Below are 19,131 nucleotides of genomic sequence, written 5' to 3'. Positions count from 1 at the left end.
GTGGGTCCACCTGGCCGCGCTCGTGCTCGTCCCGCTCGTGGGCGTCGTCGCGCTGACGACGGCGGTCGTCCGCGCCGCGGTGTCCGAGGCGGCGACCGCCGAGCGCGCCGAGTCGACCGTGCGCGCCGTGGCGCAGCTTGACGCCGCCCGCAGCGGGGTCGAGCAGGAGATCGTCCCGGTGCTCTCGCTGGCGGTGCTCCGCGACCCGGTCGCCTCCGCCGCGGTGGGCCTGACCCCGCTGCTGGTCCAGGTCCAGCTCGCCCAGGCCGAGACGGCCCTGGCGCAGGCCCGGGCGGCCACCGACCGGGCGCTGGCGTCGGTGCCCGCCGGCGCCGTGGGCGCAGCCGCCGTCGAGCAGGCAGCCGAGCGGCTCGGCGACCTGCGCGCCGGCTCGGAGACCCAGCAGGCGCCGCCGGAGGACACCTACCGGGGGTACCTGGCCGTGTCCGACCTGCTGGCGTCCGCCCAGCGGGACGCCGCGGCGGCGGCCAGCGCGGAGGAGGTGACGGCCCGCACCTACCGCACCGCCCGGGACGTCGAGCTCGTCGCCCGGGTGGCCCGCACCGCCAGCCGGGCCATCCCGCTGTTCCTCGGCAGCCAGTTCACCCTCTCCGACGCCGGCATCGGCGGTGCCGACCTGGACTGGCGGGCCGCCTGGGTGGCCTACACCGACGCGCAGCGGCAGCTCGACGAGCTGGACCAGCCCGGGCTGGCCGCGGCCTGGGCCGACCTCCGCGCCTCCGCTGCGGTGACCGCGGTCGACGACGTGCTCACCGCCCAGTTCGACGGCACCGCCTCCCGGCTCTCGATCCTGCAGGTGGCCTCGCTGGTCAGCCAGAACGCCGTCCGGGACGCCGCCTTCACCGAGCTCCTGGACACCGCGGTGGCCGGTGCCCAGGCTGCCGCGGCCACCGACCGCGAGGCGGCCATCGGACGCCGGACGGCCACGTTGCTGGCCGCGCTGGGCGTGCTGCTCGCGGCCGCGGTCGCCGCCGCCGTCCTCGGCCGCAGCGTCACCCGTTCGCTGGGGGTGCTGGCCGGGCAGGCCGTCCAGGTCAGCCGGGGCGAGCTCGTCGCGGTGGAGGGCGGCGGCCCCCGGGAGGTGCGCACCGTCTCCACCGCGCTGGGCTCGGCGGTCGCCAGCCTCCGCCGCATCCAGGACCAGGCCCGGGCCGTCGCCCGGGGCGACCTGTCCAACGCCCTGCTCGACGAGCCGTTGCCCGGCCCCCTCGGCGAGGTGGTGCACGCCTCGGTGCGGCAGATCGTGGCCTCCGTGCGCCAGCGCGAGGAGCTGCAGACCGCCCTCGCCCACCAGGCGTCGCACGACCCGCTCACCGAGCTGCCCAACCGGGCGCAGGCGCTCCAGCTGACCGCCGCGGCGCTGTCCCGGGGGCAGCGGTCGGGGTCGATGACCGGGCTGCTGTTCGTCGACCTGGACGGCTTCAAGGCGGTCAACGACAGCCTGGGGCACGCCGCCGGCGACGACGTGCTGCGCGAGGTCGCCGTCCGGTTGCGGGACACCGTGCGGGCCGGGGACGTCGTCTGCCGGCTGGGCGGCGACGAGTTCGTCGTGCTGGTGGAGGGCGTGGACGACGAGCGGGTCCTGGTCGAGCTGGCCGAGCGGCTGATCGCCGCGGTGAGCGCGCCGCTGCTGCTCGGTGGGCAGGCGGCGTCGGTCGGCGCCAGCGTGGGGGTGGCGGTCAGCCGGGACGGCGTCACCGACCCCGACGTCCTGTTCGTCGAGGCCGACACTGCGGCCTACCGGGCCAAGCGGCACGGTCGCGGCCGGGCCGAGCTGTTCGACGAGGCGCTGCGCGGGCAGCTCGCCGAGCGCGCCGTCCTCGAGGCGGCGATCGCCGCCGGGCTGGCCGGCGGGGAGATGGTGCTGCACTACCAGCCGGTGATCGACGTGGCCGGCGACCGGCTGACCGGCTACGAGGCGCTCGTCCGCTGGGAGCGCCCCGGCCACGGGATGGTCCCGCCGGACGTGTTCATCCCGGCGGCCGAGGAGTCCCAGCTGATCTGCGAGCTGGACCGCTGGGTGCTGCACGAGGCCACCCGGCAGCTCGCCGAGTGGCGCGCCGACGCCCGGCTGGCCGACGGGGAGCCGGAGCCGACGATCGCGGTCAACATCTCCGGCCGGCACCTGGCCGACCGGCGGGTCGTGCAGGACGTCGCCGACGCGCTGGCCGCCTCCGGCCTGCCGGCCCAGCTGCTGGTGCTCGAGGTGACCGAGACCGTGCTGGTCGACGACCCCTCGGCGTTCGACAACCTGGCGGCCCTGCGGGCGCTGGGCGCGGCCATCGCCATCGACGACTTCGGCACCGGGTACACCTCGATCGGCCAGCTCCGGCACATGCCGGTGGACACGCTGAAGATCGACCGCAGCTTCATCGCCTCGGTCGAGCCGGGGCACGGCGAGCTGGTGGCGCTGATGATCCGCGCGGCGCACACCTTCGGCATGACCGTGGTCGCCGAGGGCGTGGAGGAGCCGGCACAGCTGGCCCGGCTGCGGGCCGAGTCCTGCGACCAGGCGCAGGGCTACCTGCTGCACCGGCCCCTGCCGGCGGCCGCGGCCGGCGCGCTGCTGAAGCCGCCGGCCCCGGTGGCCGGGGTGCCCGGTCCGGCGTGACCTGGCGGTCACGCGGCCGGTGTGCCGGCGGCCCGGGAGGCCGCCGGGCACACCGGTTCAGGTGGTCGGGGTGCCCGGTCCGGCGGTGCTCCCGCCGGGTGCGGTGGTGAGGACGACGGTCGCGCCACCGGCCTCGACCGCCTGCAGCGTCCGCAGCTGCAGCAGGGCCGGCTGGTCGGCGACCATCCGGGCCGCGTTGACCAGCGCCCGGGTCGCCGCCACCTCCGACCGGGCCCGCTCCAGCGACGCCTGCCCCTGCGCGCGGGCGGTGGCGACCTCGGCTGCGGCCCGCCGCAGCTCGGCCGGCACCATCACGTCGCGCAGCGCGACGTCGGTGACGGTGACGCCGACCGCCGCCGCCCGGGCCGCGACCGGTTCGCGCACGGCCGAGGGCAGCGAGCCGCGGTCGGTCATCAGCTCGTCGAGGGTCCGCCCGGCGACCGCCTCGCGCAGCGCCACCTGCAGGGCGGCGTAGACGAACGCGTCGGCGTTCTGCACCGCCTCGTGCCAGCGGCGCGGGTCGGTCGTGGCGCAGGTCGCGAACAGGCTCACCCGGACGGTGAGCCCGTCGGCGGTCAGCACCTCCTGGCCCGGCACGACCAGCAGCCGCGGGCGCACGGCGACCCGGACGAACCGGTGCCGCCGCCGCGGCCGGCGGTGCCGCCCCGGGGTCAGGACCGCCACGAGACGGCCGTCCCGGTAGGCCAGGACTCGCTCCCACTCCTCGACGACGATGCGCACGTCCCCGCCTCCCTCCACTGCTCGCTCGGCTGCCTGCCCCGGGCGACCGGCCGGCGCGCGGTCGGGCACGGACGGGGGACGCCGAGGCGCCGCAGGCCGACCGCGCCGGGATGACCGCGCGCCGGACGGCCTGGGGAGTCGAACCCCGGACGTTCCGCAGACGTCTGCCCTGACATGGCACGCCCGGGGCCGATCCGCAGGACCTGCGACGGCGATGCCGTCCGGCTGCTGACCCCGGGCAGGGAGGACCGTAGGCGCCGCCCCGGGGGTCTGACCAGCGAGTTTCAGTCGTCGGCGCCGCGGACGCCGGAGCGCCGCCCCGGGGTGGTCTCCCGGACCAGGCGGCGCGCGGCGTCGACCTCCCGGGCGACCGGGGCGAGCACCCCCTCGGCGTGGATCTCCGCGTCGTCGGGCTGCCGGTGCTCGCGCAGGTCCTGCTCCAGCTCTCGGACCGCCTTGCGCAGCACCGCGACCTGCGCGGGGTCGGGCACCGGCTCGCCCGCGCGGATGGCGATGACCGCCTCGGTGACCGCGTCCGACGTCCGCTCCAGCTGCACGATCACCGGCCACCAGGCGGCGGCGCGGGTGCTGATCGGGGGTGGCTCGGCGAGCCGGCGCTGCAGCTGGGTCTGCACCTCGGTCAGCGCCCGGTAGCTGCCCCGCCGGGCCCGGCGGGTGGCCTCCGGGCCGGCGGTGAACGCGGCGTCGACGAACCGGTCCAGGGCCAGGGTGGCGGCGCGCAGGGCGTCGTCCAGCGGGGCCCGCCAGGTCTGCGGCCACAGCAGGTAGCCGAACACCAGCACGATGGCGCAGCCGATCAGGGTGTCGACCAGCCGGGCGCCGACCAGCTCCGCGCCGCTGGGGGTGGCCAGGTCCAGCAGCAGGATGATGAACGGCGTCTGGAAGACCGAGAAGAGGCCGAAGTTGCCGCTGCGGGCCCACGGCAGCGCTCCGGCAGCCAGCGCCATCGGCAGCAGCACCCAGGCGTCCCGGTGCAGGAAGGTCAGCAGCAGCGACCCGATCAGGACGCCGAGCAGCGTGCCCGCCCCGCGCTGCACGGCCCGGGTGAACACCGACCCGTAGTCGGGCTTGAGGATGATCGCCACGGTCAGCAGCACCCAGTAGGGCCGCTCGATGGGCAGCAGCTGCCGGGCCACCTCGGCCACCGTCGTGCACAGCGTCAGCCGGACGACGAAGGCGCGGGAGTCGGCGTTGCCCACCGTGCGGTCCAGCAGGTCGTGCCAGCGCAGCCGCCAGTCCAGCTCGGCGCGCACCACCGCCGCCGAGGCCCGTTCCTCCGGGTCGCCGACCACGTTCCACACCAGTCGCAGGCCGTGCCGCACCGCGCGGCGGGGGGCCGGCCCGTCCTCCACCGGCGGTGGCCGCTCGCCGAGCAGGGGACGTCGCTCGGTGACGGCGGTGGCCAGCGCGTGCGCGGCGCCGATGTCCCGGGAGTCCGGCGTCACGCCGCCGCGGGCACTGGCCACCGCCGCCTCGATCAGCGGGGCGGCGGCGTTGAGCACCCCCGCGAGCTCGGCGAGCTCGCGGCTGCGGCCGGCCGAGCGGCTGCGAGCGTGGATGACCCGGTCGTACCCGGCGTTCAGCGCCAGGGTGAGCTCCCGGCGGGCCTCCTCGGTGCGGTCGCCGCCGATCGCCTCGAGCAGCTCGGCGACCCGGCGGAACACCGCGCCGACCGCGGCCCGGTCCGGGTCGACCGGCTCGGTGCGGGCCTGCACCAGCACGGCGAGGGTGCCCCAAGCGGCGCCGGCCAGGAAGAAGCCCAGCTCGACCACCGGCGACAGCGGGGTGACCAGCCCGGAGGAGATGGCGGTGTAGACCAGCAGCTGCAGCGCGCCGAGGGAGAACGCCCCGCTGATCGAGCTGAGCAGCGCCGCGACCGCCGACACCGCCGCCAGCAGCAGCACCGGCTGCCAGCCGCCGCCGGTGAGCGCGTGCCCGACGAGCAGGCCGGTGCCGCCCAGCAGGGAGGCGGCGGCGACCCGGCGCAGCCGCACGCGCAACGGCCCCGACTGCGGGGCGAGGGTGGCCGCCAGCGACCCCATGGTGGCGAACACGCCGGCGCCCAGCGCCGAGCCCGCCGTGCCGCCGACCGCCAGGGCGAGGGCAAGCGGCGCGGGGATCACCAGGGCGAACCGAAGGACGTCGCGCCAGGGCACCCCGGCCGGGCTGGTGCGCACCAGCTCCTCCAGCCAGGCCGGTGCCCGCAACCCCCGCTCCGCCACGGACCGGAGCCTCCCACCCCGGGCAGGGCGCGGCCGGGCCGGGCGTCGCACACTGGACGGCGTGCCGCGCCCCCTCGTCGTCCCGCCCGGGCCGGCGGGACGGCGGTGACCGTCACCGTCCAGGCGCCGGACCGGCGGTCGGTGCCGGTCGAGCCGGTGCCCGAGGGCGGCTGGTTCCGCCGGCTGGTCGGCTACTGCCTGCGGCACCGCCGCGACCTGGTCGGCGCGTTCGCCGCTGCGCTGGTCGGCTCGGTGATCGCCGCCGGGGTGCCGCTGCTCACCCGCGAGGTGGTCGACCGGGTCGTCGCCGGCGCCGAGGCCGGCACGCCGGTCGACGTCACCCCGTTCGTGGTCGCGCTGGTGCTGGCCGGGGTGCTGCGGTTCGCCGCCGGCTTCGTCCGGCGCTACCTGGCCGGGCGGCTGTCCCTGGACGTGCAGGTCGACCTGCGCAACGACGTGGCCACGGCGCTGTCCCGGCTGGACGGCCCGGCACAGGACCGGCTGTCGACCGGTCAGACCGTGAGCCGGTCGATCAGCGACATCACCCTGGTCCAGGGACTGCTGGCCTTCCTGCCCAACCTGACCGGCAACGCGCTGCTGTTCGTCGTCTCCCTGGGCGTGATGGCCTGGCTGTCCCCGCTGCTCACCGTGGTGGCGCTGGCCGTGGGCCCGGCGCTGTGGTGGCTGGCGCTGCGCTCCCGCCGGGACCTCTTCCCGGCGAACTGGGCGGCCCAGCAGCAGGCCGGGGTGGTCGCCGGCGACGTGGAGGCCGCGGTCACCGGCGTGCGGGTGGTCAAGGGCTTCGGCCAGGAGGACCGCGAGCTGCAGCGCATCGACGACGACGCCCGGCGGCTCTTCGGCGCCCGGATGCGCGTCGTCCGGTTCACCGCCCGCTACAACCCGCTGCTGCAGGCCGTGCCGGCGCTGGGCCAGGTCGGGGTGCTCGCGCTGGGCGGCTGGCTGGCGCTGCGCGGGTCGATCACCCTGGGCACGTTCCTGGCCTTCGCCACCTACCTGGCCGCGCTGGTGTCACCGGTGCGCCAGCTGGCCGCCGTCCTGACCATCGGCCAGCAGGCCCGGGCCGGGGTGGAGCGGGTGCTGGAGATCGTCGACGCCCGCCCGACGCTGGTCTCGGGCACCGAGCCGCTGCCCGACGGTCCGCTGACCGTCGAGCTGGACGAGGTCACCTTCGGCCACTCCGCCGACCGGCCGGTGCTGTCCGGGGTGTCGCTGCGGGTCCAGCCGGGGGAGACCCTGGCGCTGGTGGGCACCTCCGGGTCGGGCAAGTCCAGCGTGGTCAGCCTGCTGCCGCGGTTCTACGACGTCTCCGCCGGCGCGGTGCGGGTCGGGGGCGTCGACGTCCGCGACCTGGACCTGGGCTCGCTGCGCTCGGCGCTCGGCGTGGTCTTCGAGGACAGCTTCCTGTTCTCCGACACGGTGCGCGCCAACATCGCCTTCGGCCGCCCGGACGCGAGCGACGCCGAGGTGCGCGCGGCGGCTCGCGCCGCGCAGGCCGACGGCTTCATCGCCGAGCTGCCCGAGGGCTACGACACCGTCGTCGGCGAGCAGGGGCTCACCCTCTCCGGCGGGCAGCGGCAGCGCGTCGCGCTGGCCCGGGCGCTGCTCACCGACCCCCGGGTGCTGGTGCTCGACGACGCCACCTCCGCCGTCGACGCCGCGGTCGAGGCGCGCATCCACGCCGCGCTGCGCACCGCCGTCCGGGGCCGGACGACGCTGCTGGTGGCGCACCGCCGGTCGACGCTGGCCCTGGCCGACCGGGTCGCCGTGCTCGACGGCGGCCGGGTGGTCGACGTCGGCACCGCCGCCGAGCTGGAGGCCCGCTCCCCGCTGTTCCGGCTGCTGCTGTCCGGCGAGGGTGCGGCGCCCGCCGCCGACGACGCGCCGCCGGCCGGAGGCACGACCCAGGCGGCCTGGCCGGACGCCGAGCCGGCCGACGACCCCGGCGGCCCGGCACGGCCGGCGGCCGCCTCGATCGGCGGGCGTGGCTCCGCGCTGGCCGCCGCCGCACCCACCCCGGCACTGCGGGCGCTGGTCGACCGGCTGCCCCCGACGGTGGACGAACCCGACGTGCCGGCCGAGCGGGCGCGCGCCGCCGACCGGCAGTTCTCGCTGTGGGGGCTGGTCCGGCCCTTCCGCTGGGCGCTGGCGGGCGCGCTGGTGCTGGTCGCGCTGGACACCGGCGCGCAGCTGGCCATCCCGGTCCTGGTGCGCGAGGGCGTCGACGACGGGATCGCGGTCGGCTCGACGTCGCTGCTGCTCGGCGTCGCCGGGATCGCCCTCGCCGTCGTGCTGGCCGACCTGGTCGTCGCCCGCGGCGCGGCCTGGCTGACCGGCCGCACCGGCGAGCGGCTGCTCTACACGCTGCGGGTGAAGACCTTCGCCCAGCTCCAGCGCCTGGGCCTGGACCACTACGAGCGCGAGCTCGGCGGCCGGATCATGACCCGGATGACCACCGACGTCGATGCGCTGTCGGCGTTCCTGCAGACCGGGCTGACCACGGCGGTGATCAGCGTGCTGACCCTGGCCGGGGTGCTGGTGGTGGTCGTCGTCTACGACGTCGAGCTGGCGCTGGTGCTGGTCGCCTCGCTGCCGGTGCTGGCGGTGGCCACCGTGTGGTTCCGCGCCCGCTCGGTGCCGGCCTACACCGAGGCCCGCGAGCGGGTGAGCGCGGTCAACGCCCGGCTGCAGGAGGACGTCGCCGGGCTGCGCACCACCCAGGTGTTCGACCGCAGCGAGCGCTCCACCGAGGTGTTCCGCGAGTACGCGCGCGCCTACCGGGACGTCCGGCTGCGGGCGCAGCGCTACATCGCCACCTACTTCCCGTTCGTGGAGTTCCTCTCCGAGGTGGCCGCGGCCGCGGTGCTCGCGGTGGGCGCCGCCCGGCTGGCCGACGGGGACATCACCGCCGGCGTGCTGCTGGCCTTCGTGCTGTACGTCTCCACGTTCTTCGCACCCGTCCAGCAGTTGTCGCAGGTGTTCGACAGCTACCAGCAGGCCGCGGTGGGGCTGCGCCGGCTGCGCGACCTGCTGCGCACCCCGACGTCCACCCCGGCCGCGGCCGATCCGGCGCCGGTGGGCCGGCTGCGCGGCGAGGTGCGGCTGGCCGACGTCACGTTCACCTACCGGGGCGCACCGGCGCCGGCGCTGCGCGGCGTCTCGCTGACCGTCGCGCCGGGGGAGACCCTCGCGCTGGTCGGGGAGACCGGCGCCGGGAAGTCCACGGTGATCAAGCTGGTGGCCCGGTTCTACGACCCGACGTCCGGTGCGGTGTGCGTCGACGGCGCGGACCTGCGCTCGCTGGACCTGCTGCAGTACCGGGCCCGGCTGGGCGTCGTCCCGCAGGAGGCGTTCCTGTTCGCCGGCACGGTGCGCGACGCGATCGCCTACGGCCGGCCCGACGCCTCGGACGCCGAGGTCGAGGCCGCGGCCCGGGCCGTGGGCGCGCACGAGATGGTCGCCGGCCTCCCGCAGGGCTACCGGACCAGGGTGGGGGAGCGCGGCCGGTCGCTGTCGGCCGGGCAGCGGCAGCTGCTGGCGCTGGCCCGCGCCGAGCTGGTCGACCCCGACGTCCTGCTCCTGGACGAGGCCACCGCCTCCCTCGACCTGGCCACCGAGGCGGCGGTGACCCGCGCGGCCGACGCCGTCGCCCGGCGGCGGACCACGCTGGTCGTCGCCCACCGGCTCACCACCGCCGCCCGCGCCGACCGGGTCGCCGTGCTCGACGGCGGGCGGGTGGTCGAGGTCGGCACGCACACCGAGCTGCTGGCCGCCGGCGGCGCCTACGCCACGTTGTGGGCGGCCTACACCGCCCACGAGGACGCCGACCCGCTGATGGACTGAGTCAGTCCAGCAGCCAGCGGGTGAGCGCGCTGCCCAGCGGCGACAGGAACCACCTCAGGGTCGCCGCGCTGCCGGCGGCGACCAGGACCAGCCCCACCGCGGCGCCGGGGCCGAGCCGACGCGGGTCGGTGGGCAGCGCGGCCCGGTCATCAGTCCAGCCGCCAGGCGGTCAGTGCGCTGCCCAGCGGGGAGAAGGCCAGCGCCACCCCGGCGAGGCAGGCCAGGGCCACCAGCGCCAGCCCGGCCGTCACCGCGGGAGTGCCGCGGTGAGCTCTGAAGGCGAGACCGCGCAGCGCGCCGACCAGCACGGCCACCAGGCCGGTCGGCGTCAGGACCAGGGAGAAGAGGCCCCCGAGCTGGACGAGGCCGCCGAGGGTGCCGTGCGGCCAGAGGTCCTTCGGGTCGTGCGCCCCGCTGGTCAGCTCGGCCAACGGCAGGTCGTAGAGGTCGTTGACGTGGTAGGGCACCAGCACCCCGGCCAGGTAGGGCGCCATCGCCAGTGCGGCCAGGGCGGCGAGCAGGGCGACCGTCCGGCCGCCGGCCGGGCGGGGTGCGGTCCGGGTGGGGTCGAGTGCCGGGGCGCTCATGGGCTGGACGGTGACAGCCGGGACGCCACCTGGCCAGGGGGCCGCGCGACCGTTCACCTGATGGAGGGCTGCCGGTCGAGCACGGGACCGGTCGCCGGTCGGTGGAGGCCGGTGGACGCCACCACCGGGTCGGCCGCCGGCCGGCCCGGTCGACGTGTCGACATGTCGCTCGCGCGCCGGCGGGGCAGCGTGCCACCGTCACGACGTGGGCGAGCCCGAGCGGGTACGGCAGGCGGACGGCGACGACCTGGCGGAGCTGCCGGCTGTCGAGGCGGCCGCTGATCAGCTGTTCGTGCCGCTGGGGATCACCGACCTGCCGGCGCCCGCGCCGGCAGCTGACCGTGCGCACGCCTGGCGGGTGCTGGTGACCGGCCGGCCGGTGCGCGGCTTCGCCGTCCTGGAGCTGCTCGACGGCGCGGTGCACCTGGAGCAGCTGTCCGTCGACCCGGCGCACGGCCGGCGTGGTCTGGGTGCCGCGCTGCTCGCGGCCACCGTGCAGGCCGCGGCGGAGCACAGCGCCGACCGGGTCACCCTGCTCACCTACGCCGACGTGCCGTGGAACGCGCCGTTCTACGCCCGGCACGGGTGGCGGGAGACCGGCGAGCTCACGCCGGGCCTGCGGGCGCTGCGCCGGCGGGAGGAGGAGCTGGGCCTGGACCGGCACGGACGCCGGGTGGCGATGGTGCGGTCGCTCACCACCGGTTAGCGCCACGCCCGCAGTGGGCACCGGTGGTGCATGACCGAGATGCGCACCGTGACCCCGAACGTCGCCGGCGAGCTCCAGGCCGACCGCCCGCTCGGCGAGCTGGAGGTGGTGCACGCCTTCACCGAGGGCCCGATGCCCACCGGCGTCTCGGTGTCGCACACCGGCCGGGTCTTCGTGAACTTCCCCAAGTGGGGCGACGACGTCCAGTTCACCGTCGCCGAGATCCGCGACGGCCAGGTCGTCGCCTTCCCCGACCAGGCGTGGAACGACCCGAGCTCGGACGACGACCGCGAGGCGTTCGTCAGCGTGCAGAGCATCGTGGTCGACCCCGCCGACCGGCTCTGGGTGCTCGACACCGGGTCCCCGCTGTTCCAGCCCACGCAGGTCGGCGGCCCCAAGCTGGTCTGCGTCGACCTGAGCACCGACACCGTGGTGCAGACCATCGTCTTCCCGCGGGAGGTCGCGCTGGAGACGACCTACCTCAACGACGTCCGCTTCGACCTGCGGCGCGGTGAGGCCGGGGTCGCCTACATCACCGACTCGGCCGACTCCGGCGAGAACGCGATCATCGTGGTCGACCTGGCCACCGGGGAGTCCTGGCGGCGGCTGCGCGACCACCCCAGCACCAAGGCCGCCACCCCGCCCGAGCTGCTCCTGATGGTGGAGGGCCGGCCCTTCCTCGAGCAGCCCGAGCCCGACGCCGAGCCGCAGCCGGTGGCGATGGGCGCCGACGGCATCGCCATCTCCGCCGACGGCGCGCGGCTCTGGTACTGCCCGCTGGCCGCCCGGCACTGGTACAGCGTGGCCACCGACGCCCTCCTCGACCGCAGCCTGGACGACGCCGCGGTCGCGGCCACCGTCGTGGACGAGGGCGACAAGGGCAGCGCCGGCGACGGGCTGGAGACCGATGACGCCGGCAACCTCTACGCCACCGCCGGCGAGCAGAACGCCGTGCTGCGCCGCCGCCCCGACGGCACGATCGAGACGGTGCTGCACGACCCGCGGCTGCTCTGGCCGGACACCATGTCCGTCGCCGCCGACGGGCACCTCTACGTCACCGCCAACCAGCTGCACAGGCAGGCCCGGTACTCCGGAGGCATCGACGGACGCCGGTACCCCTACCTGCTCGTGCGCACCCCCATCGGCGCCGGCCCCGTGCGGCTGGCCCGTTGACCACGGGAACGGCGCCCGCCGACCCGCGGGCCGACCCATCCGGAGCGGGCTCCGGACACGAAGAACGGGACGTGACCACGGTGAGCCACCACCCTTCCGAGGGACTTCCTGCCGATCCCACGTCGATCGTGTCGCGCACAACGGGCCGGTTCCGGCGGGCTGACCTACAGTCCGATCTCGTGGCTCTCCCGGTGTCCGACGAGACGACGACGGCGCAGGTCCGGGAGCTGCCGCTCCCGGGCGTCGCCCTCGGCGAGGTGATCGCCGCGCTGGAGTCGCGTTACGACCCGGCGCTGGCCGAGGACTGGGACGCCGTCGGCCTGGTCTGCGGTGACCCCGAGGAGCCCGTCCGGTCGGTGGTGTTCGCCGTCGACCCGACCGCCGAGGTGGTCGACGAGGCGATCGCCGCCGGGGTCGACCTCCTCGTCACCCACCACCCCCTCCTGCTCACGCCGGTGCACGGCGTCCCGGCCAGCGACCCCAAGGGCCGGCTGGTGCACCGGATGGTCCGCGCGGGCATGGCCCACTTCGTCGCGCACACCAACGCCGACCGGGCCGCCGACCACGGGGTGAACGACGCGCTCGCGGCCGCGCTCGACCTGGTCGACACCCGGCCGCTGGAGTCCGTGCCGGCGCCGGACACCGACACCCTCGTCGTCTTCGTCCCGGTGGGGGTCACCGACGAGCTCGTCGACGCGCTCTCCGCGGCCGGCGCGGGCGTGATCGGCGACTACACCCGCTGCGTGTGGCAGACCACCGGCACCGGCACGTTCATCCCGGGGGAGGAGGCGCACCCCACGATCGGCCGCGAGGGGCACGTCGAGCGGGTGCCCGAGGTGCGCCTGGAGATGGTCGTCCCGCGCGCCCGCCGCGCAGGCGTGCTGCGTGCCCTGCGCGACCTGCACCCCTACGAGGACCCGGGCTACGCCTTCTTCGAGAACTCGGCCACGCCCAGCCGGGCGGGGCTGGGCCGGGTGGGTGAGCTGGCCCGGCCGGTGACCCTGCGCGAGTTCGCCGAGCGGGTGGCCACGACGCTGCCCACCACACCCGGTGGCGTGCGGATCGCCGGTGACCCCGAGCGGGTCGTGCGCACCGTCGCCGTCTGCGGCGGCAGCGGCAGCTCCCTGCTCGCGGCGGCGACGTCGGCCGGCGCCGACGTCTTCCTGACCAGCGACCTGAAGCACCACACGGTGTCCGAGGCCATGGAGGGGCCCGGCCCGGCGCTGTGCGACGTGGCGCACTTCGCCTCCGAGCACCCCTGGCTGGCCTGCGCGGCCGAACTGCTGCACCGCGACCTCGGTGGGCGGGTCGAGGTGACCGTCTCCGCTCGGCCCACCGACCCGTGGACCTGGCAGGCCGGGGGCTCCGGCGGCACCAGCACCGAGGCCACCCGGCTGCACCCGGCCGAGTGAGCCGGTCCCGGGCCCGGTCGCTCAGCGCGGTCCGGGCCCGGTGTGTCTCGGCGGCCGGTGCGCGCGGGTAGTCGAAGGACCCCCGTGCCCCCCACCACTCGCAGGCTCGCGGCGGGACCCTGCACGGGGGCCGACGAGCGAGGACGGGCCCGGTACCTTGTCGGCGTGCAGGCTGATCACTTCGTCCAGCAGAGACTGCTGACCCTCGCTGCGGAGGACGTCGCCCTCGCGCAACTCGCCCACCGCAGGCGCACCCTCCCCGAGCTCGCCGCCGTCGAGGCCGCCGTGGAGGCGCAGCGGGCCCTGGCCGACGACGTCGTCCGGGCCGAGACCGAGGTGCGCGACCTCGACCGCGAGCAGAAGCGGCTGGAGGCCGACGTCGACACCGTGCGGCAGCGCGCCGCACGTGACCAGTCGCGGATCGACTCCGGCGGGGCCACCCCGAAGGAGATCACCGGCCTGCAGCACGAGCTGGAGTCGCTGAACCGGCGTCAGGGCGACCTGGAGGACCAGGTGCTCGAGCTGATGGAGCGCCGCGAGGCCGCCGACGCCGCCCTGGCCACCGCGCAGGGCGGGCTGGCCGGGGCGCAGGCCCAGCAGGAGCAGGCCGAGCAGGCGCGGGACGAGGCGCTGGCGCAGATCGCCGAGGCCACCGCGGCGCACCAGGCCACGCGCGACGAGGTCGCCGCCACCATCCCCGCCGACCTGCTCAAGGTCTACGACCGGGTCGCGGCGCAGACCGGCAGCACCGGTGCGGCCGAGCTCAAGGCCCGCCGCTGCCAGGGCTGCCGGATCGAGTTCTACGGCACGGAGCTGGCCTCCTACCGCAACGCCGACCCGCACACCGTGCTGCGCTGCGAGAACTGCGGCCGGGTGCTGGTCCGCACCGCCGAGTCCGGGCTGTGACCCGGCGCGTCATCGTCGAGGCCGACGGCGGGTCGCGGGGCAACCCGGGGCCGGCCGGCTACGGCGCTCTCGTCCGCGACGCCGAGACCGGCCGGGTGCTCGCCGAGCGCGCCGAGTCGGTCGGCCGGGCCACGAACAACGTCGCCGAGTACGGCGGGCTGGTCGCCGGGCTGCAGGCGGTGCTCGACCTCGACCCCACCGCGAGCGTCGAGGTGCGGATGGACTCCAAGCTCGTCGTGGAGCAGATGTCGGGTCGCTGGAAGATCAAGCACCCGGACATGCAGAAGCTCGCCGTGCAGGCCCGGGACATCGCCCGCCAGCTCGGCTCGGTGCGTTACACCTGGGTGCCCCGCGCGCAGAACAGCGCTGCCGACGCCCTGGCCAACAGCGCGATGGACGGCAAGCCGGTGCGCCGCGACCTGGCCGCCGAGCCGGTCGTCGTCGAGGACGACGTCCAGCCGGCCACCGAGCCCGCCCCCGTCGTCACCACGCTGACGCACCTGCTGCGGCACGGGCGCACCGAGCACACCCCCGAGCGCCGGTTCAGCGGCAGCAGCGACCTGCCGCTGTCCGAGCTCGGCCGGGCCGACGCGGAGGCCGCGGCCCAGCACCTGGCCGGCCGGGGCATCGACGTGATCGTCAGCTCGCCGCTGCAGCGCACCCGGCAGACCGCCGAGGCCGCGGCCGCGGTGCTCGGCGTCCCGGTGGAGGTCGACACCGACCTGCGCGAGCTGGACTTCGGCGCCTGGGAGGGGTTGACCGCCGCCGAGGCCCAGCAGAAGAGCCCGCTGGCGTTCCGGCGCTGGTCCGGGGCCACCGACGTCCGCCCACCCGGTGGCGAGTCGATCGCCGACGTCTCCGCCCGGGTGGCCCGTGCCCGGGCACGCATCCTGGAGCGGCACGCCGGCAGGACGGTGCTGCTGGTCAGCCACATGATGCCGATCAAGCTGCTGCTGGCCGCCGGTCTCGGGGTGGGCGACGACGTGGTGCACCGGGTGTTCCTGGAGGCGGCCTCGCTGTCCACGGTGACCTGGTCCTCCGACGGCCGCGCCACCGTGCGGCTGGTCAACGACACCAGCCACCTCGGCTGACCCAGCCGCCCCACCCGCAGGTCGCGCCCGCCGGCACCGGCCCGAGGGCGTGGACACTGTGTCCGACAGGTGACCAGCCAGCCAGGAGCGCCCGCATGACCGCCACCACCGCACCAGCCACCCTCGTCGGGGACGAGCGCACGATGAGCGCCGCCGAGTACGAGGTCTGGGCCGCCGAGGTCCGCCGGCTGGCCGACGAGCGTGGTGCCGTGGTCCTGGCGCACAACTACCAGGTCCCCGAGATCCAGGACGTCGCCCACCACACCGGCGACTCGCTGTACCTGTCCCGGGTGGCCGCGGAGACCGACGCCCGCGAGATCGTGTTCTGCGGCGTCCACTTCATGGCCGAGACGGCGAAGATCCTCTCCCCGGGCAAGACCGTGCTGCTGCCCGACCACGCGGCCGGCTGCTCGCTGGCCGACAGCATCACCGCCGAGCAGCTGCGCGAGTGGAAGGCCGAGCACCCCGGTGCCGTCGTGGTCAGCTACGTGAACACCACCGCGGCGGTGAAGGCCGAGACCGACATCTGCTGCACGTCGTCCAACGCCGCCGACGTGATCCGCTCCATCCCGGCCGACCGTGAGGTGCTGTTCTGCCCCGACCAGTTCCTGGGCGCGCACGTGAAGCGGGTCACCGGTCGGCAGAACATCTCGATCTGGGCCGGGGAGTGCCACGTGCACGCCGGGATCAGCCCGGCCGACGTCCGGTCGCAGGTCGCCGCCCACCCGGACGCCGACATCTTGGTCCACCCCGAGTGCGGCTGCACCACCTCGGTGCTGGACCTGGTCAGCCACGGTGACCTGCCGGCCGAGCGCACCCGGGTGCTGTCGACCGGGGGCATGGCCGAGGCCGCGGCGTCGACCAGCGCGGCGCAGGTGCTGGTCGCCACCGAGGTGGGCATCCTGCACCAGCTGCGGGCGCTGAACACCGGCACCCGGTTCATCCCGATGAACGACCGGGCGGCCTGCCGCTACATGAAGATGATCACCCCGGCGAAGCTGCTGCACACGCTGCGCACCGGCGAGGGCGCGATCGACGTGGACGCCGACGTGGCCGCCCGCGCCCGCCGGGCGGTCGAGGCGATGATCGCCATCGGCGAGCCCGGCCGCGGCGGCGAGTAGCAGAAGGACCCCGTCGCCCCCCATGACGCGCTCCGCACGCCATGGGTCCCTGCGACGGGGCCGTCAGAGCTGGAGGGCGAGCCAGAGGGCGGCGGTCGCGCCGACGAGGGTGAGCGGCACCGTGGCCAGGCCGACGGCGCTGAACCGCACCGCGCCGGGGGCCTCCACGCCCAGCGCCCGGCGCCACAGCAGGTTGGCCAGTGACCCGGCGTAGGTGAGGTTGGGGCCCAGGTTGACCCCGATCAGCACGGCCAGCACGGTGGGCACCCCGCCGACCGCGGCCGCCGGCAGCAGCGCGAGCGTGGCCGGCAGGTTGTTCACCAGGTTGGCCAGCACCGCGGAGATCCCGACCACGGCGAGCAGGGCCAGGATGCCGTCGCCGGCGGGCAGCAGGTCGCCGAGCAGGGCCTCCAGGCCGTGCTGCTGCAGCACCAGCACGAGCACCGCCAGGCCGGCCACGAACAGCGCGAAGGGCAGGTTGGCCGCGCGCAGCAGGGCGCCCGGCCGGGTCCGGCCGGCGGCCACCTGCCGCCCGGCCAGGACGACGACCCCCGCGACGGCCGGCCAGACGGGCGGCAGGCCCACGAGCGAGGCGAGGGCGAACCCGGCCACGGTGCTGCCGACCACCACCAGGGCCAGGGTCGGCGTGCCCGGCAGCTCCGGGGTCGGCGCGCTGACCGGGTGCTGCAGGTCGGCGCGGAAGAGCCGGCGCAGCACCAGGTACTCCAGGGCGACGGTGACCAGCTGGGGGAGCAGCATCAGCCCGGCGAAGTGCAGGAACGACAGGCCGGTCACCGCGACGGCCAGTAGGTTGGTCAGGTTCGACACCGGCAGCAGCAGCGACGCCGAGTTGGCCAGGTGCCCGACGGCGAGCCCGTGCGGGGCGACCGGCACCCGCAGGTGCCGAGCCAGGCCGACCACGACCGGGGTCAGCAGCACCACCGTGGCGTCCAGGCTCAGCACCGCCGTCACCGCGCTGGCCAGCAGGAAGACCCGGCCCAGCAGTCCGGTGGCCGAGCGGCCGGCGCGGCGGGCGGTCACCGCGGCCGACCAGGCGAACAGCCCCTCCCGGTCGGCGAGGTCGGCGAGCAGCAGGACCACGGCGAGGAACACCACCGTCGGGGCGACCTCCCGCAGAGCGGTGCCGGCGTCGGACCAGCCCACGGCGCCCAGCCCGGTGAGCAGGAGCGCGCCGGGCACCGCGATCAGCGCCGGTGGCAGCCGGCGGGAGTCAGCGGCGGCGGCCGCCAGGGTGGCGCCCAGCAGACCGGCGGCCAGCAGCAGCGCGAGTGGATCGGACACCCACCGGTCCGGTCAGCCGCGGAAGAACAGGTAGACCGAGACCGCGACGCCGAAGACGACGATCAGCGCGCGCAGCGGGGTGCTGGGGATGCGGGTGGCGACCTTGGCGCCGAGGAACCCACCGAGCAGGCTGGCCGGGGCGCAGACCGCGACGTACTCCCAGGCGACCGGGCCCCAGATGCCGAAGACGACCACCGTCACCGATGCGGTGACCAGGGAGATCGCGCTCTTCATCGCGTTGGCCAGCTTCAGCCGGCCCAGCCCCAGGCCCAGGACGCCGACCAGGATGACGCCCAGCGCGCCGCCGAAGTAGCCGCCGTAGACGGTCGCCAGGAACAGGGCGACGTAGAGCCAGGCCGGGTCGCCGGGGCGGCCGGCCTCCTCCCGGCGCTTGAGCCGGGTGGTCACCAGCGGCTGTGCGGCCAGCAGCAGGCTGGCCAGCAGCACCAGCACCGGGACGACGGTGTCGAACGCCTCCGACGGGGTGGTGAGCAGCAGCACCGACCCCGCCGTCCCACCGAGCACCGCGACGATCGCGAAACGGGTCATCCGGCCACGCTGGCCGGCGTACTCCTTGCGGAAGCCGAGGACGCCGCCGACGTACCCGGGCCACTGGGCGATCGAGTTGGTGACGTTCGCGGCGACGGTGCCCAGGCCGAGGCCGACCAGGACGGGGAAGAGGATCAGCGACCCGCCGCCGGCGATGGAGTTGATCCCGCCGGCCAGGAGGGCGACCCCGGCGGCGATGAGGAGGTCGGCAACGGACACGGCCGCCGAGCCTACGGTGTCGGGCATGCCGAGGGACGCGCGCGCACTGGTCATGGCCGCCGGGATGACCGGTACCGGGGTGTTCCACCTGGTCCGCCCGCAGGCATACGACTGGATGATCCCGCCGGAGCTGGGCCCGGCGCGGCCGTGGGTGCTGGGCAGCGGCGTGGTCGAGCTGGTGACGGCCGGGCTGCTGGCCGTGCCGGCCACCCGGCGGGCCGGGGGGTGGGCGGCGGTGGGTCTGCTGCTCGGCGTCCTCCCGGCGCACGCGCAGACGCTGCGGGTGTTCCGCCACCAGCCGGGCAAGCTGGCGGTCGCGGTGGCCCGGATCCCGTTCCAGGTGCCGATGCTGCAGGCCGCTCTCCGCGTCGCCCGCGCCCGCTGAGCAGTGATCAGGTGACCTGATCAGCCACTGTCCTGCTGCACCAGCGTTGGTGCAGTAGGACAGTCGTTGATCAGGGGACTCGAGTTCAGGCGGTGCTTGCAACACCCTGATGGAGGGGTGTGCTGGTGGCGGTCACGCGGGAGAAGGAGCGGGCGTTCTGGCGGGCGGTGGTCTGGGAGGGCGCGTCGACATCGGCGGCTGCT

General features: G+C 76.0%; 14 protein-coding genes. 9 read left to right on the top strand and 5 right to left on the bottom strand.

Annotated features, from left to right (window positions below):
• Positions 1–22: 22 nt before the first annotated feature.
• The gene (locus ACJTNH_RS13740) at positions 23–2,632 is read left to right on the top strand and encodes a putative bifunctional diguanylate cyclase/phosphodiesterase (RefSeq protein ID WP_458176561.1); all 2,610 of its coding nucleotides are present in this window, start codon (positions 23–25) and stop codon (positions 2,630–2,632) included.
• Positions 2,633–2,689: 57 nt separating this feature from the next.
• Here the strand turns inward: ACJTNH_RS13740 and ACJTNH_RS13735 are convergent, their stop codons facing one another.
• Positions 2,690–3,373 (bottom strand): slipin family protein, encoded by a 684-nt coding sequence (locus ACJTNH_RS13735; protein WP_458176559.1) that lies wholly within the window; start codon positions 3,371–3,373, stop codon positions 2,690–2,692.
• A gap of 284 nt (positions 3,374–3,657) precedes the next feature.
• Positions 3,658–5,616 (bottom strand): FUSC family protein, encoded by a 1,959-nt coding sequence (locus ACJTNH_RS13730; protein ID WP_458176558.1) that lies wholly within the window; start codon positions 5,614–5,616, stop codon positions 3,658–3,660.
• 105 nt (positions 5,617–5,721) lie between these two features.
• On the opposite strand from ACJTNH_RS13730, the gene ACJTNH_RS13725 reads away from it, so the two are divergent.
• Positions 5,722–9,477 (top strand): ABC transporter ATP-binding protein, encoded by a 3,756-nt coding sequence (locus tag ACJTNH_RS13725; RefSeq protein WP_458176556.1) that lies wholly within the window; start codon positions 5,722–5,724, stop codon positions 9,475–9,477.
• A gap of 149 nt (positions 9,478–9,626) precedes the next feature.
• Here ACJTNH_RS13725 and ACJTNH_RS13720 read toward each other — a convergent pair whose 3' ends face one another.
• On the bottom strand, positions 9,627–10,064 hold the full coding sequence (locus ACJTNH_RS13720) for a hypothetical protein (protein WP_458176554.1): 438 nt from the start codon (positions 10,062–10,064) through the stop codon (positions 9,627–9,629).
• 205 nt (positions 10,065–10,269) lie between these two features.
• On the opposite strand from ACJTNH_RS13720, the gene ACJTNH_RS13715 reads away from it, so the two are divergent.
• The 6 genes from ACJTNH_RS13715 to nadA all read left to right on the top strand — a co-directional run bounded on the left by ACJTNH_RS13715 (position 10,270) and on the right by nadA (position 16,473).
• Positions 10,270–10,770, top strand: coding sequence for a GNAT family N-acetyltransferase (locus ACJTNH_RS13715; RefSeq protein ID WP_458176552.1), 501 nt, complete (start codon positions 10,270–10,272; stop codon positions 10,768–10,770).
• 30 nt (positions 10,771–10,800) lie between these two features.
• A complete protein-coding gene (locus tag ACJTNH_RS13710; RefSeq protein WP_458176550.1) occupies positions 10,801–11,943 on the top strand; it encodes an L-dopachrome tautomerase-related protein in 1,143 nt (380 codons plus the stop codon).
• 179 nt (positions 11,944–12,122) lie between these two features.
• Positions 12,123–13,355 (top strand): Nif3-like dinuclear metal center hexameric protein, encoded by a 1,233-nt coding sequence (locus tag ACJTNH_RS13705; RefSeq protein WP_458176548.1) that lies wholly within the window; start codon positions 12,123–12,125, stop codon positions 13,353–13,355.
• Between the two features lie 165 nt (positions 13,356–13,520).
• The gene (locus ACJTNH_RS13700) at positions 13,521–14,261 is read left to right on the top strand and encodes a zinc ribbon domain-containing protein (RefSeq protein ID WP_458176547.1); all 741 of its coding nucleotides are present in this window, start codon (positions 13,521–13,523) and stop codon (positions 14,259–14,261) included.
• Complete coding sequence (locus ACJTNH_RS13695; protein WP_458176545.1) at positions 14,258–15,352, top strand: bifunctional RNase H/acid phosphatase; 1,095 nt, start codon at positions 14,258–14,260, stop codon at positions 15,350–15,352. Before ACJTNH_RS13700 ends, ACJTNH_RS13695 begins: the two co-directional genes overlap by 4 nt.
• Positions 15,353–15,447: 95 nt before the next feature.
• Complete coding sequence (gene nadA, locus ACJTNH_RS13690) at positions 15,448–16,473, top strand: quinolinate synthase NadA (protein ID WP_458176543.1); 1,026 nt, start codon at positions 15,448–15,450, stop codon at positions 16,471–16,473.
• Between the two features lie 63 nt (positions 16,474–16,536).
• Here nadA and ACJTNH_RS13685 read toward each other — a convergent pair whose 3' ends face one another.
• Positions 16,537–17,775 carry an SLC13 family permease gene (locus ACJTNH_RS13685; RefSeq protein ID WP_458176541.1) on the bottom strand — a complete coding sequence of 413 codons (1,239 nt, stop codon included), beginning with the start codon at positions 17,773–17,775 and terminating at the stop codon, positions 16,537–16,539.
• A gap of 12 nt (positions 17,776–17,787) precedes the next feature.
• On the bottom strand, positions 17,788–18,543 hold the full coding sequence (locus tag ACJTNH_RS13680; RefSeq protein ID WP_458176539.1) for a sulfite exporter TauE/SafE family protein: 756 nt from the start codon (positions 18,541–18,543) through the stop codon (positions 17,788–17,790).
• Positions 18,544–18,568: 25 nt separating this feature from the next.
• On the opposite strand from ACJTNH_RS13680, the gene ACJTNH_RS13675 reads away from it, so the two are divergent.
• Positions 18,569–18,928: a DoxX family protein gene (locus ACJTNH_RS13675; RefSeq protein WP_458176537.1), complete on the top strand. Its 360-nt coding sequence runs from the start codon at positions 18,569–18,571 to the stop codon at positions 18,926–18,928.
• Positions 18,929–19,131 lie beyond the last annotated feature (203 nt).

Source organism: Modestobacter lacusdianchii, from assembly GCF_054177765.1.
Note: the sequence above shows the minus strand (reverse complement) of the source record. Positions and strands in the feature narration are given on the sequence as shown.